This is a genomic window from Burkholderia sp. BCC1977, from assembly GCF_905339595.1.
In the GTDB taxonomy this organism is placed as follows: domain Bacteria; phylum Pseudomonadota; class Gammaproteobacteria; order Burkholderiales; family Burkholderiaceae; genus Burkholderia.
This window is the reverse complement of the sequence record NZ_CAJPGQ010000009.1, coordinates 15,895-31,630: the sequence shown is the minus strand read 5'-3', so window position 1 is coordinate 31,630 and position 15,736 is coordinate 15,895. Positions and strand designations below refer to the sequence as shown.

Annotated in this window: 19 protein-coding genes; 16 read left to right on the top strand and 3 right to left on the bottom strand. The window is 69.3% G+C overall.

Annotated features, from left to right (window positions below; all coding sequences use genetic code 11):
* The first annotated feature begins 236 nt into the window (after window positions 1-236).
* From U5771_RS10225 to U5771_RS10160, 14 genes are all read left to right on the top strand, one after another.
* Entirely contained in the window at window positions 237-1,163 is a 927-nt protein-coding gene (locus U5771_RS10225) for a universal stress protein (RefSeq protein ID WP_322023845.1), read from the top strand.
* Window positions 1,164-1,196: 33 nt separating this feature from the next.
* On the top strand, window positions 1,197-2,177 hold the full coding sequence (locus U5771_RS10220; protein ID WP_322023844.1) for a quinone oxidoreductase: 981 nt from the start codon (window positions 1,197-1,199) through the stop codon (window positions 2,175-2,177).
* 10 nt (window positions 2,178-2,187) lie between these two features.
* Window positions 2,188-3,036: a TauD/TfdA dioxygenase family protein gene (locus tag U5771_RS10215; RefSeq protein WP_322023843.1), complete on the top strand. Its 849-nt coding sequence runs from the start codon at window positions 2,188-2,190 to the stop codon at window positions 3,034-3,036.
* Window positions 3,037-3,159: 123 nt separating this feature from the next.
* Complete coding sequence (locus U5771_RS10210; RefSeq protein ID WP_322023842.1) at window positions 3,160-4,215, top strand: 3-keto-5-aminohexanoate cleavage protein; 1,056 nt, start codon at window positions 3,160-3,162, stop codon at window positions 4,213-4,215.
* A 155-nt stretch (window positions 4,216-4,370) separates the two neighbouring features.
* Window positions 4,371-5,699, top strand: a complete 1,329-nt coding sequence (locus U5771_RS10205; RefSeq protein ID WP_322023841.1) for an MFS transporter — start codon at window positions 4,371-4,373, stop codon at window positions 5,697-5,699.
* Between the two features lie 22 nt (window positions 5,700-5,721).
* Entirely contained in the window at window positions 5,722-6,315 is a 594-nt protein-coding gene (locus U5771_RS10200; protein WP_322023840.1) for an RBBP9/YdeN family alpha/beta hydrolase, read from the top strand.
* Between the two features lie 124 nt (window positions 6,316-6,439).
* On the top strand, window positions 6,440-6,613 hold the full coding sequence (locus U5771_RS10195; protein ID WP_322023839.1) for a hypothetical protein: 174 nt from the start codon (window positions 6,440-6,442) through the stop codon (window positions 6,611-6,613).
* Between the two features lies 1 nt (window position 6,614).
* Entirely contained in the window at window positions 6,615-6,788 is a 174-nt protein-coding gene (locus U5771_RS10190; RefSeq protein ID WP_322023838.1) for a hypothetical protein, read from the top strand.
* Window positions 6,789-6,797: 9 nt separating this feature from the next.
* Entirely contained in the window at window positions 6,798-7,001 is a 204-nt protein-coding gene (locus U5771_RS10185) for a type II toxin-antitoxin system death-on-curing family toxin (RefSeq protein WP_322023970.1), read from the top strand.
* A gap of 350 nt (window positions 7,002-7,351) precedes the next feature.
* A complete protein-coding gene (locus U5771_RS10180; protein ID WP_322023837.1) occupies window positions 7,352-8,518 on the top strand; it encodes an ABC transporter substrate-binding protein in 1,167 nt (388 codons plus the stop codon).
* 49 nt (window positions 8,519-8,567) lie between these two features.
* Window positions 8,568-9,647: an ABC transporter ATP-binding protein gene (locus tag U5771_RS10175; protein WP_322023836.1), complete on the top strand. Its 1,080-nt coding sequence runs from the start codon at window positions 8,568-8,570 to the stop codon at window positions 9,645-9,647.
* Between the two features lie 46 nt (window positions 9,648-9,693).
* On the top strand, window positions 9,694-10,566 hold the full coding sequence (locus tag U5771_RS10170; protein WP_322023835.1) for a sugar ABC transporter permease: 873 nt from the start codon (window positions 9,694-9,696) through the stop codon (window positions 10,564-10,566).
* Window positions 10,566-11,489 carry an ABC transporter permease gene (locus U5771_RS10165; protein WP_124521752.1) on the top strand — a complete coding sequence of 308 codons (924 nt, stop codon included), beginning with the start codon at window positions 10,566-10,568 and terminating at the stop codon, window positions 11,487-11,489. Before U5771_RS10170 ends, U5771_RS10165 begins: the two co-directional genes overlap by 1 nt.
* A 208-nt stretch (window positions 11,490-11,697) precedes the next feature.
* Window positions 11,698-12,135 carry a hypothetical protein gene (locus U5771_RS10160; protein ID WP_322023834.1) on the top strand — a complete coding sequence of 146 codons (438 nt, stop codon included), beginning with the start codon at window positions 11,698-11,700 and terminating at the stop codon, window positions 12,133-12,135.
* 149 nt (window positions 12,136-12,284) lie between these two features.
* Here the strand turns inward: U5771_RS10160 and U5771_RS10155 are convergent, their stop codons facing one another.
* Window positions 12,285-12,578 carry a DUF4148 domain-containing protein gene (locus tag U5771_RS10155; RefSeq protein WP_322023833.1) on the bottom strand — a complete coding sequence of 98 codons (294 nt, stop codon included), beginning with the start codon at window positions 12,576-12,578 and terminating at the stop codon, window positions 12,285-12,287.
* Between the two features lie 216 nt (window positions 12,579-12,794).
* Between U5771_RS10155 and U5771_RS10150 the strand changes: the two genes are divergently transcribed.
* Complete coding sequence (locus U5771_RS10150; protein WP_059467484.1) at window positions 12,795-13,007, top strand: hypothetical protein; 213 nt, start codon at window positions 12,795-12,797, stop codon at window positions 13,005-13,007.
* A gap of 285 nt (window positions 13,008-13,292) precedes the next feature.
* Here the strand turns inward: U5771_RS10150 and U5771_RS10145 are convergent, their stop codons facing one another.
* On the bottom strand, window positions 13,293-14,267 hold the full coding sequence (locus U5771_RS10145; protein WP_322023832.1) for a D-2-hydroxyacid dehydrogenase: 975 nt from the start codon (window positions 14,265-14,267) through the stop codon (window positions 13,293-13,295).
* A 65-nt stretch (window positions 14,268-14,332) separates the two neighbouring features.
* Entirely contained in the window at window positions 14,333-14,512 is a 180-nt protein-coding gene (locus tag U5771_RS10140) for a hypothetical protein (RefSeq protein WP_322023831.1), read from the bottom strand.
* A 27-nt stretch (window positions 14,513-14,539) separates the two neighbouring features.
* On the opposite strand from U5771_RS10140, the gene U5771_RS10135 reads away from it, so the two are divergent.
* A complete protein-coding gene (locus U5771_RS10135; RefSeq protein ID WP_322023830.1) occupies window positions 14,540-15,730 on the top strand; it encodes a CoA transferase in 1,191 nt (396 codons plus the stop codon).
* The last annotated feature ends 6 nt before the right edge of the window (window positions 15,731-15,736 follow it).

Genomic DNA, 15,736 nt, shown 5'->3' with positions numbered 1-15,736 from the left:
CGGCGCTGCCGTGCGGGCCAGCGTCCGGGGTGGGCGTGGGGGGAAGGATCGGCCGAACCGCGTTCGCGCGTCAATCCCCCCCGCGACGAGTGGGGCCGCACCGCCACCCGGCCGATAGCATGGGTTCCGATGCATGACGAACGCAACCGACGAACGCAACGAGGAGAGGGCCATGAACATCGTATCGACCGGCACGCGACGCAGCGCGCCGAGCGCCGGATAAGCGGAGCGGCACGATGTATCGCCATCTGCTCGTGACGGTCGACGGCGCGCCCGGCGGCATCGACGCGATCGGCCATGCGCTCGAACTGGCGCGTGCGGTCGGCGCGCGGGTCACGTTCGTGCTGTCCGGCACCGCGCCGGACTCGCCGGGCTCCGACTCGCGTTTATCCGGAGCGCGGATGCCGGAACACGGTGCGAAAGTGGAAGCCGCCGCGCGGGCGCAGGGCCTGTCCCATGCGATCGCGGGGGCCGGCCACCCGGGGGCCGGCGACACGCCCCCCGCCGCGCTCGCCCGCGAGCTCGGCTGCGACCTGATCGGCGTCGCGGCGCTGCCGCACGATGCCGATGCGGCCGCAGCCGCGCAACGGCGGGTGCTGCTCGCGACGAGCGGCGTGCCGGTGCTCGTGTGCCCGGCGCGGCATGCGCCGGCCGAGGCGCGCGTGATGGCCCGCTGTCTCGCCGCGCATCGCGTGCTCGGCGCGCGGCTGCGAGCGTTGATGATGGCGAGCGAAGGCCCGGACGCGGCAAGACGGCCGACCGCCGGCGCGGACCGCACGCTGGCGGTGCTGGCATCGCTCGCGGCGCTGCAGGACGCGCGTTTCGGCACGTCCGCCGAAGCACGCCTGTTCGCCGCATTGCGGATGCGGGCGGAGAGCACCGCGGCCGAGCTCGACGAGCTCGACCGCCAGCGGCACCGCGACGCGCACGCGCTCGACGCGCTGGCGCGGCTCGCCGCCGGCGGGTTGCCGTCGGCCGCGTTCGATGCCGCGCTCGCCGTCTATGCGCGCGGCGCGTTCGAGCAGATGGGGCGCATGGAAGGCGTGATTTTCCCGGCCGCGCGGCGCTACCTGGGCGACGCCGACTGGACCGAACTGGACACGGCCACGGCGAGCGGCGCAACCGCGACGATGCCGGGCGCGGACGAACCCGACGATGCGTGACGCGCATCCGTCTGAAACCCTACGGAGAACAAGATGGCACATGCAGTGCGATTCCACGAAACCGGCGGCCCCGACGTGCTGCGCTGGGAAGCGGTCGAAGTCGGCGACCCGGGTGCCGGGCAGGTCCGCCTGCGGCACGAGGCCGTCGGCCTGAACTTCGCCGACACGTATTTCCGCAGCGGCCTGTATCCGGTGCCGCTGCCGGCCGGTATCGGCGTCGAGGCCGCCGGCGTGGTCGAGGCCGTCGGCCCCGGCGTGACGAACGTCGCGGTCGGCGATCGCGTGACCTACACCGGCTTCCTGAACACGCTCGGCGCGTACAGCACCGAACGGCTGATTCCGGCCGCGCCGCTCGTGAAACTGCCGGCCGGCATCGCATGCGAAACGGCCGCGGCGATGACGATGCGCGGGCTGACGTCGGCGTACCTGTTGCGCCGCATCCATGCGTTCGCACCGGGCGACACGATCCTGCTGCATGCGGCCGCGGGCGGCGTCGGGCTGATCGTGTCGCAATGGGCGAAGCTGCTCGGGCTCACGGTGATCGGCACCGTGTCGAGCGAACACAAGGCCGCGATCGCCCGCGCGCACGGCTGCGACCATACGATCGACTACAGCCGCGAGGACGTCGCGAAGCGCGTGCGCGAACTGACGGACGGCGCCGGCGTCGACGTCGTGTTCGACAGCGTCGGCAAGGACACCTTCGAGGGCTCGCTCGATTCGCTGAAGCGGCGCGGGCTGATGGTCTGCGTCGGCACCGCGTCGGGCCCGATCCCGCCGTTCGACCCGCAGCGCCTCGCGATGAAGGGCTCGCTGTACCTGACGCGCCCGGCGCTGGCCGACTACATCGCCGATCCGGCCGAGAAGAACGACCTGGCCGGCGAGCTGTTCGCGCACGTCGCGGCCGGCCGCATCCGGATCGGGATCAACCAGCGTTATGCGCTGCAGGACGCGGCGCAGGCGCACCGCGATCTTGAATCGCGCATGACGACCGGCTCGTCGGTATTCATCGTCTGAGGAGACGCGCATGCGAGTCGAACCCCTGACCTGTGCGATCGGCGCGGAGCTGCTGGACGTGAGCCTCGCCGACGCCGTGCATGACGACGGCCTGTTCGCCGAGATCCGCACGCAGTTGCTGCGCCATCGCGTGCTGTTCCTGCGCGACCAGGACATCACGCGTGCCGAGCATGTCGCGTTCGCGCGCCGCTTCGGCGAGCTCGAGGATCATCCGGTCGCCGGCAGCGATCCCGAGCACCCGGGGCTCGTGCGGATCTACAAGTCGCCCGACCAGCCGAACGACCGCTACGAGAATGCGTGGCACAGCGATGCGAGCTGGCGCGTGGCGCCGCCGTTCGGCTGCGTGCTGCGCTGCATCGAGGGTCCGCCGGTTGGCGGCGACACGATGTGGGCGAACATGGTGCTCGCGTACGAGCACCTGCCGGAACACGTCAAACAGCAGATCGAAGACTTGCGCGCGCGTCACAGCATCGAGGCGAGCTTCGGCGCGGCGATGCCGGTCGACCGGCGCCTCGCGCTGAAGGCGCAGTACCCGGACGCCGAGCATCCGGTCGTGCGCACCCATCCCGAAACGGGCGAGAAGGTGCTGTACGTGAACGCGTTCACGACGCACTTCACGAATTTCCATACGCCCGGGCGGGTGCGCGTCGGGCAGGACGCGAACCCCGGCGCCGGCCAGTTGCTGCACTACCTGATCAGCCAGGCCCATATCCCCGAATACCAGGTGCGCTGGCGCTGGAAGAAGAACAGCGTCGCGATCTGGGACAACCGCAGCACCCAGCATTACGCGGTGATGGACTACCCGCCGTGCGTGCGCAGGATGGAGCGCGCGGGCATCGTCGGCGACGTGCCGTTCTGATCTGAACGCACCCGCACCGTAACCGGTTTCCAACCCCATGCAACACGCCGGGCCCGCCGCCCGGCGCGACGGGATGCGCACGCCCGTACACCCCGAACACAACGATTCCATCTGGAGGACGACATGCAATTTCTCGACGATTCGCTGCACCCGGAACACCAGGACAAGGTAGTCATCACGGTCGCGCCGTACGGCCCCGAGTGGATGCCCGCCGATTTTCCGGAAGACATTCCGGTGACGATGGACGAGCACGTGCAGAAGGCCGTCGACTGCTACAACGCGGGCGCGACGGTGCTGCACCTGCACGTGCGCGAGCTCGACGGCAAGGGCAGCAAGCGGCTGTCGAAATTCAACGAGCTGCTCGGCCGGCTGCGCGAGGCGGTGCCCGACATGATCCTGCAGGTCGGCGGCTCGATCTCGTTCGCGCCGGAAGGCGACGGCGCGGAGGCGAAATGGCTGTCCGACGACACGCGCCACATGCTCGCCGAGCTGACGCCGAAGCCCGACCAGGTGACGGTCGCGATCAACACCGTGCAGATGAACATCACCGAGCTGATGAACCGCAAGGACATCGCCGGCACGTCGCTGAACGAGGCCGCGCTGTGGGACGCGTACCGCGAGATGACCGTGCCGGCCGGCCCCGGCTGGGTCGACGAGCACCTGCGCCGGCTGCAGGCGGCCGGCATCCAGCCGCATTTCCAGCTCACCGGCATGCACGCGCTCGAGACGCTCGAGCGGATCATCCGCCGCGGCGTCTATCGCGGCCCGCTGAACGTCACGTGGGTCGGCATCGGCGGCGGCTTCGACGGCCCGAATCCGTACAACTTCATGGAATTCGTGCGGCGCTGCCCCGACGGCGCGTGCATCACGCTCGAATCGCTGATGAAGAACGTGCTGCCGATCAACACGGTCGCGATGGCGCTGGGCCTGCATCCGCGCTGCGGGATCGAGGACACGATCATCGACCAGAAGGGCAACCGGATGACGTCGGTGCAGCAGGTCGAGCAGTGCGTGCGGATCGCGCGCGAACTCGGCCGCGACATCGCGACCGGCAAGGAGGCGAAGGCGATCTACCGGATCGGCGTGCAGTACGACGGCGTCGACGAGACGCTCGCGCAGCTCGGGATGGCGCCGAACCGCCGGCCGGGCCAGCCGAACGTGCCGCTGCGCGCGGCCTGACGCACCGCGCAACCGGGCGGCCCGCGAGCGCCGCCCGCCGATCGATGTGGCGCGGCACCCACCCTCGCGCGTGCGCGAGGCAAGCTCCGACGAACGGAGCGGGGCCGCGCAAGCCGCGCCGGCGCGTTGCCGCACCGGTGCCGGAGGAGACACGCATGCTGATTCATCACGTCGAGCCGTCGCTGCAGGACGTGGCGGCCACCAGTCGGCGCGCGCCGGCCTATGCCTGGCTCGTGTTCGGGCTGACCGTCGGCCTGCTGCTGTCGGACTACATGTCGCGGCAGGTGCTCAATGCCGTGTTTCCGCTCCTCAAGCACGCGTGGGGGCTGTCGGACACGCAGCTCGGTTCGCTGAGCGGCGTCGTCGCGCTGCTGGTCGGGCTGCTGACGTTTCCGCTGTCGGTGCTCGCCGACCGCTTCGGCCGCGTGCGCAGCATCGTGCTGATGGCCGCGCTGTGGAGCGTCGCGACGCTCGGCTGCGCGGTGTCGACCAATTACACCGAAATGCTCGTGGCGCGCGGCCTCGTCGGGCTCGGCGAAGCCGCGTACGGCAGCGTCGGCGTCGCGCTGATCCTCAGCATCTTTCCGGCGCGCCTGCGTGCGACGCTGACCGGCGCGTTCATGGCCGGCGGCGCGTTCGGCTCCGTGTTCGGGATGGCGCTCGGCGGCCTCGTCGGCGCGCATCTCGGCTGGCGCTGGTCGTTCGGCGTGATGGCCGCGCTCGGCATCGTGCTGCTCGTCGCGTACCGCGGCGTGGTCACCGAACGGCGGCTCGAGGCATGTCGCGTCGAACCGTGCCGGCGCCATGCCGAAACGCCGCGCGACCTGCGCGGCAGCGCTCGCGCGCTGATGTCGGGGCTGTTCGCGTCGCGTTCGGTGATCTGCGCGTATGTCGGCAGCGGGCTGCACCTGTTCGTGCCCGGCGCGCTGTTCGCGTGGCTGCCGAGCTACCTGAACCGCTATTACGCGATGGCACCCGATCGCGCCGCCGTGCTCGCGGCCGGCTTCGTGCTGCTGTCGGGCGTCGGCATGGTCGGCTGCGGGATCGTCACCGACCGCGTCGGGCGCGCCGACGGCTCGCGCAAATGGCTGACCGCGATCGCGTATTGCCTGCTGACGGGCGTGTGCCTCGCGGTCGCGTTCCGGCTGCCGCCCGGGCCGCTGCAACTCGCGCTGATCTGCGCGGGCATGCTGGTCGGCGCGGGCGCGTCCGGCGCATCGGGCGCGATGGTCGCGAACCTGACGCCGGCCGCGATCCACGCGTCGGCGTTCGCGACGCTCACGCTCGCCAACAACCTGCTCGGCATGGCGCCGGGCCCGCTGCTGACGGGGTGGGTCGCCGATCGCGCCGGCCTCGTCGGCGCACTGCAATGGATTCCCGTCGTGCCGCTCGCGGCCGCCGTGCTGTTCGCGATCGGACGCGCGAGCTACGCGGCCGATCTCGCGCGCGTCGAACGCGAACGGCGCGCGTCATCCCTTTCCTGAACCGAACCCTCCCGGAGGCTGCATGACCCTGGCGACCCCGCCCACCATCCTGATCGTGCCCGGCTTGCGCGACCACGTCGAAGACCACTGGCAGACGCATCTCGAACGACGCCTGCCGAACGCGCGTTCCGTCGCGCCGCTCGAAGCCGACAAGCTGAGCCGCGCCGCGCGCGTCGCGGCGCTCGATGCGGCACTGGCCGCGATCGACGGCCCCGTGATTCTCGTCGCGCACAGCGCGGGCGTGATGATCGCCGTGCATTGGGCGCTGCGCGCCTCGCGTGCCATCGAAGGCGCGCTGCTCGCCGCGCCGGCCGATCTCGATACGCCGATGCCCGCAGGCTATCCGGCACCCGATGCGCTCGACGCGCACGGCTGGACGCCGGTGCCGACCCGGCCGCTGCCGTTTCCGAGCATCGTGGCCGCGAGCCGCAACGATCCGCTCGCGCGCTTCGAACGCACGCAGGCGCTGGCGGCGGGGTGGGGCAGCCGGCTCGTCGATCTCGGCGAAGTCGGACACCTGAACCCGGCATCCGGGTTCGGCGAGTGGAGTGACGCGGAGCGGCTGATCGACGAGGTAGCAGCGCTTGGTAGAAGCCGTTACAGCTTGACGGGCTGACATCACCCACATCGTTCGGGCGCTTCGGCGCCTCTTCGGGTGCTATGATTGCCGGCAACGCAGCCGCTTGGTTCGAGCGCAGGCAAGTGGCTGATTACTCGCGCTTTTAGGATGGAAAGCTGTCATGGCCCCCAAAAGAAAGACGCTGTACGGGGTTGAACTGAAACCCCGCACGATCATCCGGCCCTCGGCGGAGGTCAAGGCTTCAACGGAAACCGAGAAAGGCGACGTGCTTCGCGCCGCCCGAAAAGTCATTTCCGAACATAGAGACGTGCTGATCGCGTTGAAGGATCGTTGATTTGCTGGACCTTGATTACGTCATCACGATTCATGACGAGATCATCCGGGACCTTGGCGGCCTGAGCGGATTTGCTCATGCTGGCCGGGGCGGTGTCGAGGCCGCCCTGCATCGGGTCGACAATCATGCCCATTACGCGGGCCTCGACGACGTGTTCGGTATCGCCGCGACCTAAGCGGTCGCCATCGCGCGCGGGCACGTCTTCAACGATGCCAACAAACGCACCGGCCTCACCTGTGCATTGACGTATATGGAACGGCAAGGGATCACGATTCCTCGCCGCGCCGATCTCGAAGATCTTATGGTCGATGTGGCGGACGGCAGCGTAAGCAGCGAGGAACTGGCCGAGTATTTCAGTGCAGTCTGGGAACTGTCCCTGTCCCGCTGACTACGTCGCGTCAATCCGTCCGCTTTTCAGCCGCCCTTGATCACTCGACGGGGCGCATTGACTCGATTGCCATCCTGGCGTCCGGTCGCGGTGACGTATCGTTTGGCCATGCGTCGCCAAACCCGCTTCAATCTGCCTCTCGTTGACATACGACGTCCTAACACACGTCGTTTGTTTCATTTCGATGATCCGGGAAACCCACTCGATCGAACGGGGCGAATTGTTTCCGGAAGGTTTTTGTTAGGGAAATTCCCGCCCCGCGCCGGTCGGTTTTTTGTTGACCGACATCGTATAACGCCGTCATGATTTCCCGAAAGAAAGGTCCCATCCACCGACCGAAGCGAGGAGACATGAACACCACCACGATCGCGCGCCGTGTCCGCCGGATCGCCCTGGCGCTGGGCCTGACGCTGCCGGCCGCGGCCGCCGTCGCGGCGCCCGTGTCGCTGAATGTCGTCGACGTCGCGGGCAACCTGCAGCTCACGCAGAAGGCCATCGAGGCGTTCAGGGAGAAGAACCCGAATCTCGTCGCGAACGTCACGTTCACGAACGCGCCCGCGCCGCAGCTGCCGGGCAAGATCAAGGCGATGCAGGCGGCGGGGCGCACCGACATCGACCTCGTGCTGACCGGCACCGACGCGCTGGCCGCCGGCATCGAGCAGAATCTGTGGCTGAAGCTGCTGCCCGACAACGCGGGCGCATTCCCCGGCGTGCTCGACCGGTACGCGCCCGGCCCGCGCAAGATGCAGGATCTCGCCCAGGGCTTCGGCCTCGAGGTGACCTACATGCCGGCCGGCCCGCTGCTCGAATACAACCCGGCCAAGGTCGGCGACCCGCCGAAGACGCCCGAACAGCTGCTCGCGTGGTGCAAGGCGCATCCGAACAAGCTGATCTACGCGCGCCCGGCGAACTCGGGCCCCGGCCGGACCTTCCTGATGGGGCTGCCGTACGTGCTGGGCGACAAGAACCCGCAGGATCCGATCAACGGCTGGGACAAGACCTGGGCGTTCCTGAAGCAGCTCAACGACTGCGTGCCGTACTACCCGGGCGGCACGTCGGCCGTGATGAAGGAGCTCGGCGAAGGCACGCGCGACATGACCGTGACCGTCACCGGCTGGGACCTCAACCCGCGCGCGCTCGGCATCGTGCCGGCCGACTTCCGGATCCAGGCGTTCGACAACATGACGTGGGTCAACGATGCGCACTACCTGGTGATTCCGAAGGGCGTGTCGAAGGACAAGCTCGACGTGCTGTTCAAGCTGATGACCTTCCTGCTCGAACCGGCGCAGCAGGCGATGACCTACGACGACGGCTACTTCTATCCGGGCCCGGCGGTGAAGGGCGTGACGCTCGAGATGGCGCCCGCGCACAGCCAGGAAGTGATCCGGAAATTCGGCCGCCCCGAATACGCGAAGCTGCTCGCGGACCGTCCGCACGTGCAGCCGCTCAACGCGCAGGCGATGGTCGCCGCGTTCCAGAAGTGGGACCGCGAGATCGGGTCGCAGAAGTCGAAATGACGGATGAACCCGCGGGCGCCGCGGCGCCCGCGCCGACGGAGTGCGCGTGATGAAGCACAGTTTCGAACGGTTGCGGCTCGACGGCGTGTGCCGCAGCTTCACCAATGCGGAGGGCGCGCAGGTCGCCGCGCTGGACGGGCTCGATCTCGACATCAGGCGCGGCGAGTTCATCGCGTTGCTCGGCCCGTCGGGCTGCGGCAAGTCGACCGCGCTGAACTGCATCGCCGGGCTGCAGCCGCTCACGAGCGGCGGCATCTGGCTCGACGACACGCGCATCGACGTGCTGCCGCCCGAGCGCCGCGGTTTCGGCATGGTGTTCCAGAACTACGCGCTGTTTCCGCACATGACGGTGCTCGAGAACGTCGGCTTCGGGCTGAAGATGCGCGGCGTGCCGAAGCAGGAAACGCGGCGGCGCGCGCAGCAGGCGCTCGAGCTCGTGCAGCTCGTCGGCCATGAGGGCAAGCTGCCCGGGCAGCTGTCGGGCGGGCAGCAGCAACGCGTCGCGATCGCGCGCGCGATCGTCATCGAGCCGCCGCTGGTGCTGATGGACGAGCCGCTGTCGAACCTCGACACGAAGCTGCGCATCGAGATGCGCGCCGAGATCCGCCGCATCCACACGCAGCTCGAACGCGCGACGATCTACGTAACGCACGACCAGGACGAGGCGCTGTCGATGGCCGACCGGATCGTCGTGATGAAGGAGGGTGTCGTGCAGCAGGTCGCGTCGCCGAAGGACGTGTACACGCGCCCGCACAACCTGCACGTCGCGCGCTTCATGGGCTATCGCAACGTGTTGCCGTTCACGCTCGAAGGAATGGCCGGCGACTACGTGAACGTCGCCGCCGCCGGCGTGCGCGTCACCGGCGTGCCGATGGCTGGCTTCGACGGCAAGGACGTCGTGGTCGCGCTGCGCCCCGACGACATCGAACGCGCGGAAGCAGGCGCCGACAACGCATTCGACGCGACCGTCGAAACGGTCGAGTACGGCGGCCGCGACTCGCTCATCCGCGCGATCGCGCCGTTCGGCCCGATCTGGGCGCGGGTCGCCGGCGAATTCGCGGAGGGCGAACGGCTGCGGCTGCGCGTGAGCCCGGCGCGCACGCTCGTCTATGCGGGAGACGCGCAATGAACGGCCGCCGCGCCGCGTGCGCGGCAGCGCGCCCCCGGGAGGCTGCATGAGCGCGCTCGCGACCGGCGGCGCGCCGCGCGACGCGAAGGCGTGGCTCGTCACGCCGGCGCTCGCGTTCATCGTCGCGCTGTTCATCTATCCGTTCGCGTACGGCCTCGTGCTGTCGTTCCAGCCGATGAACGGCAGCGGCGCGCTCGCGAACTACATGCAGTTCTTCACCGACACCGCGATGTGGCCGACCGTGCTCGTCACGCTGAAGCTCGCGGTGCCGGCGACGCTGATCAACGTCGGCGTCTCGGTGCCCGTCGCGTTCGCGCTGCGCCGCAACTCGCCGTACCAGAAGTTCGTCACGACGCTGCTCGTGATTCCCGTCACGCTCGGCACCGTGCTCGTCGCCGACGGGATGCTCACGTACTTCGGCCCGAACGGCTGGTTCCCGCAGGCGCTGCAGGGGCTGCACCTGTACACGGACGAAGTGCGCCTCACGCACAACTACTGGGGCGTGCTGCTGTCGCTGATCGTGTCGGGCTTTCCGTTCGCGTTCCTGCTGATGCTGTCGTACATCAGCGGCATCGACCCGACGCTCGCGCGCGCCGCGGCCACGCTCGGCGCGAACCCGTGGCAGCAGTTCCGGCAGATCTACCTGCCGCTGCTCGTGCCGGGGCTCACGATGGCCGCGTGCCTGTCGTTCGTGCAGGCGTTCTCGGTGTTCCCGTCGGCCGTGCTGCTCGGCGCGCCGGCCGGGCCGACGCGCGTGATCTCGATCGCGGCCGCCGAAGCCGCGTTCGAGAGCTACGACTATTCGCTCGCGTCGGCGATCGCGATCGTGATGGGCTTCGTGCAGCTGCTGGTGGTCGCGTCGATGCTCGGCGCGCGCCGCTTCTTCTATACCGGTCCGGTCACGGGAGGCAAGGGCTGATGGCGACCGACAATCATGCCGCGCCGGCGTGGCCGCCGAAGCACAGCCCGCCCGGCGCGCAGCCCGTCAACGCGATGAAGCCGCGCAAGCTGCGCGGCAGTCTCGCCGGCCGTGCGTGGAAGGCGCTCGTGTGGGGGCTGATGGCGTTCTTCCTGCTGAACGTGATGCTGCTGATCGCGACCGTCGCGGTGAACTCGGTCGCGACGCGCTGGTTCGGCACGCCGCTGCCGCAGGGCTTCACGTTGCACTGGTATGCGAAGGCGTGGGAAGACTTCCAGCTCGCGAGCGTGCTGTGGGTGACGGTCGAAGTGGTCGGCGCGGTCGTGCTGCTGTCGGTCGCGCTCGGCGTGCCGGCCGCCTATGCGCTCGCGCGCGTGCAGTTCCGCGGCAAGCGCTTCGCGCTGCTGGTGTTCCTGCTGCCGCTGATGGTGCCGCCCGTCACGTACGGGATCCCGATGGCGACCGTGATGTACAAGGTCGGGCTCGCGGGCACGCTGCCGGGCGTGATCCTCGCGAACCTCGTGCCGGCGCTGCCGTTCGTGATCCTCGTGATGACGCCGTTCATCGAGCAGATCGATCCGAACCTCGAAGCCGCCGCGCGCATCTTCGGCGCGAACACGTGGCGTTATTTCCGCTACGTGCTGCTGCCGCTGCTGGTGCCCGGCATGCTCGCGGCAGGGCTGCTCGTGCTGGTGCGCACCATCGGGATGTTCGAGCTGACCTTCTTCACCGCGGGCCCGAGCACGCAGACGCTCGTCGTCGCGCTGTATTACGCGGTGTTCTCGACCGGCGTGCGCGCACCGCAGTCGATCGACGCGATGGCGATGATCTACATGGCCATCACGCTCGTGTGGGTCGTGATCGCGCTGCAGTTCGTGAGCCCGACGCAGCTGGTCAGCCGGGTGAAGCAGGAGCGGCAGTAGGCAGTCACGACATGACACGCCAGCGGCGGAGCGGGGCGCGGGGCCGTCGTGCGGGCGCGTCGGCTTGTCCGCCCGGATCCGTGCAATTGGTTACAAATGGATACCGCGAACGGCGTGCGGACGTTGCAGACTACGCAGCGTACCGGCTCGGCGACCGTTTCACGGCCTCGCCGCATGACGCCGACGTTCACCCGATCCACGGAGTTCCATGAAGCTTCAAACGCTGCTGACGCTCGGCGCTGCCGCCACGCTGCTTGCCGCCTGCAACCTGCTCCACGACGGTCCCGGATCGAGCGACGTCGACGCCGCGGTGCGCCGCGCGCTCGAAGCGGAAAACCACGGCGGCCTGAACGCGCTGTTCGGCCAGCCGCTGCCCGTGTCGGCCGACGTGATTTCCGCGAAACCCGACGGCGACTGCAAGAAGGCCGGCGAACGGACCTACACGTGCGACGTCGTGGTCACGTGGCGCAACAGCGACTACGCGCCGTCGCGCGCGAACCTGACTTTCGTGCAGGCCGCCGACGGTTCGTGGCAGACCTCGGGCGTCGACGCCGCCATCGCGACCGGCGCCGCCAAGTCGCTGATCGACAGGATCGGCAAGGCATGGCCCGGCAATGCGGCCAGCGGCGCGTCGGCGCCGCAGTGACGCGCAGGCGGCGGCCTTCGTCGCGCTGTCTTCCGGGTACGGTCCCGGCGATCGGGACCGTACCGTTCCTTCATGCCGATGCAGGCAACCCGGCGACCCGCCGGCGCTGACGTCGATGACGGCCACGGCCCGCGCGGGTTGCGCGCCGGTCAGCGCCCGCGACCGGCCGTACGCGACACCGGAGCGGTCAGCGCCGGGCGCCCCGACGCGCTCGACGCGCCGGCATCCGCACCGATCCCCGACGATTGTTCGATCCGCGCCTCGGCGGCGCGGATGTCGTCCGGATACTGGCTTTTCAGCGGCTTGTAGCCGGCCTGTTCGAGCTGGCGCAACTGGGCGACGACTTCCGCGCGCGTGACGGGGCCGCTGGCCGACTGCGCGAACGACACGGCGGGCGCCGCGACCGCGGCGGCGAGGACGAGCAACGAAAGGGCGGTTTTCATATTCAGGATCTCCGAAAGAAGCAGGGCATCCGGCACGGCACACGTGTCGCGACCGGTGCCCCATCTTGTTCGACCGGCGCTTAAGCGCGGATTAACGGGGAAAAAGGGCGCATACGCGGCCCCGTATCGGTCGAAGCCATCCTCGGTATCCGGGCCGACATATAGGGAAAACCCTTAATCCGAGCTATAATCACGGGCAAGAAGAAAGGTCGAACCATGCCCGAACGTTTCCAATCCCTTGAAAAATTTGTGTTTTCCCTGGTCGTGATGTCCGCGGTCTTCTGCTCCGCCTTCCTCGCGTACGAGCGTCACCCCGAGATCAAGATCGCGCTGCACGAAGGCGAAGCGCTGATGCGCGAAAGCGCCAAGTATTCGGTCATCTGCTCGCCGTCCAAGGTCGATCCTTGCGTCGAGATGTCCGCTTACTAAGCCTCGCCTCACGCTGACGCATTCCTGCTGATTCCTACCGATCCCTGCTGATTCCCGCCGACGCGCGGCCGATGGCCGGCACGCGCCGGCGGCGCGCATCGCGCACCCGCGCACACCGGTTCCGGTCGCGCATCGCCTGAACACCGCCTTCCCCGTTTCCCCCGATCCCGCTGCGGCTTGCCGTCCGCAACGCGTCGTCGCGTTTTCACGCCCCGCGGGCCGGTGCATCGCTGCCGACGCCGGGCGCCGCACACCGGCCGCCGTTCGCCTTCGCTTCGTCCACGCTCAACCCGCCGTCACGACATGCCGCGGTTCGCCGCCGACGAACGCGGCGACGTTGTCGACCAGCTGGTCGGCCAGCGCCTGCATCGCCTCGTCGCTCGCCCACGCGACATGCGGCGTCAGGATGAACGCCGGATGCGACAGGATCGCGTGGAACGGATGCGCGGCCGGCAGCGGCTCCTGCGTGACCACGTCGAAGCCCGCACCCGAAATCTGCCCCGACCGCAGCGCGTCGACCAGCGCGCTTTCCTCCACGAGCCCGCCGCGCGCGGTGTTGATCAGCAGCGGGCGGCGCGCCATCCGCGCGAACGCGGCCGCGTCGATCAGGTTCCGGGTCGCCGGCGTCAGCGGGCAGTGCAGCGTGATCACGTCGCTGTCGCGCAGCAGTGTGTCGAGCGGCACATGGTCGCCTCCCGGTGCAGCGCCGTGCGCGGCGAACCGCACGCGCATGTCGAGCGCGCGGGCAATGCCGGCCACCGCACGGCCGAGCACACCGTCGCCGACGATCCCGAGCGTCGCGCCGGCCAGGTCGCGGATCGGATGATCGAAGAAACAGAACTGTCCGCTGTCGAGCCAGCGTCCCGCACGCACCGCGTCGCGATACGCGACGAGGCTGCGCCGCAGCGCAAAGATCAGTGCGAAGGTGTGCTCGGGCACCGTGCGCGCCGCATACCCGCGAATGTTGCTGACGACGATGCCGCGCGTGGCGCACGCCTCGAGATCGACGATGTTGGTGCCCGTCGCGGCGATCGCGATCATTTTCAGGTGTGGCGCACGGTCGAGCGCCGCCGCGTCGAGCCGGACCTTGTTGGTCACGACGATGTCCGCGTCGCCGATACGCGCGGCCACGTCGTGCGCGGCCGTCCGTTCGAAGGTCCGGAGGGCGTGCGAAAACGGGAACGGCTTCAGCACGGTCTGCGGCGACAGCGTCGCACGGTCGAGGAACACGATCTGCGCGGGAGAGGAGCTGGAAAACATGGCGGGTCTCGCTGACGGGCGCCCGGCGGGCGCATAACGACGACGATTCTGCCAACGGCGCGCGGTTACGGGCTTGCGCATTGCGCGAGCGCGCTTTCCCGCGCGGAAAGGGCCGCGCCATCTCGCCTGCGTGCCGGCGCGACGCTCACCCCGATCGCCGCCATGCGTGCCTTTCCGTTCGGGAAAGGCGGGTTGAGCATCGATCGATTTTCGCCGGGTGCGAACGCCGTCATGATCGCCGTCATCGACAACACGATTTTCAGGAGACAGTCATGACGCGACCCCTGGACGGTATCCGCGTGCTGGAACTCGGCCAACTGATCGCCGGGCCGTTCGCGGGCCGGATGCTCGCCGAATTCGGCGCGGACGTGATCAAGGTCGAGCCGCCCGGCGTCGGCGACCCGCTGCGCAAATGGCGGCTGCTGCACGACGGCACGTCGGTCTGGTGGGCCGCACAGTCGCGCAACAAGAGCTCGCTTGCGCTCGACCTGCGCACGCCCGAAGGGCAGGACGTCGTGCGCCGCCTCGTCGCCGAGACCGACGTGCTGATCGAAAACTTCCGGCCCGGCACGCTCGAAGGCTGGGGGCTCGGCTGGGACACGCTGTCCGCGATCAACCCCGGGCTCGTGATGCTGCGCGTGTCGGGCTTCGGCCAGACCGGCCCGTATCGCGACCGGCCCGGCTTCGGCGTGATCGCCGAGGCGATGGGCGGCCTGCGCCACCTGACCGGCGAACCCGGCCGCACGCCGGTGCGCGTCGGCGTGTCGCTGGGCGATTCGCTGTCGGCGCTGCACGGCGTGATCGGCATCCTGCTCGCGCTGCGTCATCGCGAGCAGCAGGGCGGCACGGGGCAGGTCGTCGACGTCGCGCTGTACGAATCCGTGTTCAACATGATGGAAAGCCTGCTGCCCGAATACTCGGCGTTCGGCGCCGTGCGCGAGGCGGCCGGCAGCAGCCTGCCCGGCATCGCGCCGACCAACGCGTACCGCTGCCGCGACGGCAAGTACGCGCTGATCGCCGGCAACGGCGACAGCATCTTCCGGCGCCTGATGGAACTGATCGGGCGCCCCGATCTCGGCAACGATCCCGCGCTCGCGCACAACGACGGGCGCGTCGCGCAGGTCGCGCGCATCGACGCGGCGATCGGCGAATGGAGCGCGCGGCACGATCGCGACGACGTGCTCGCCGCGCTGAACGACGCGCGCATCCCGTCCGGGCGCATCTACGACGTCGCGGACATCGCGGCCGATCCGCATTACCGCGCGCGCGACATGATCGTCGACGCCGCGCTGCCGGACGGCACGCCCGTGCTCGTGCCGGGCATCGTGCCGAAACTCGGCGCGACGCCGGGACGCGTCGCGCGTCCCGCACCCGCGCTCGGCGCCGATACCGACGCGGTACTCGAATCGATCGGCATCGATGCCGCGACGCGCGACGACTGGCGCACGCGCGGCGTGATCTGAACCGGC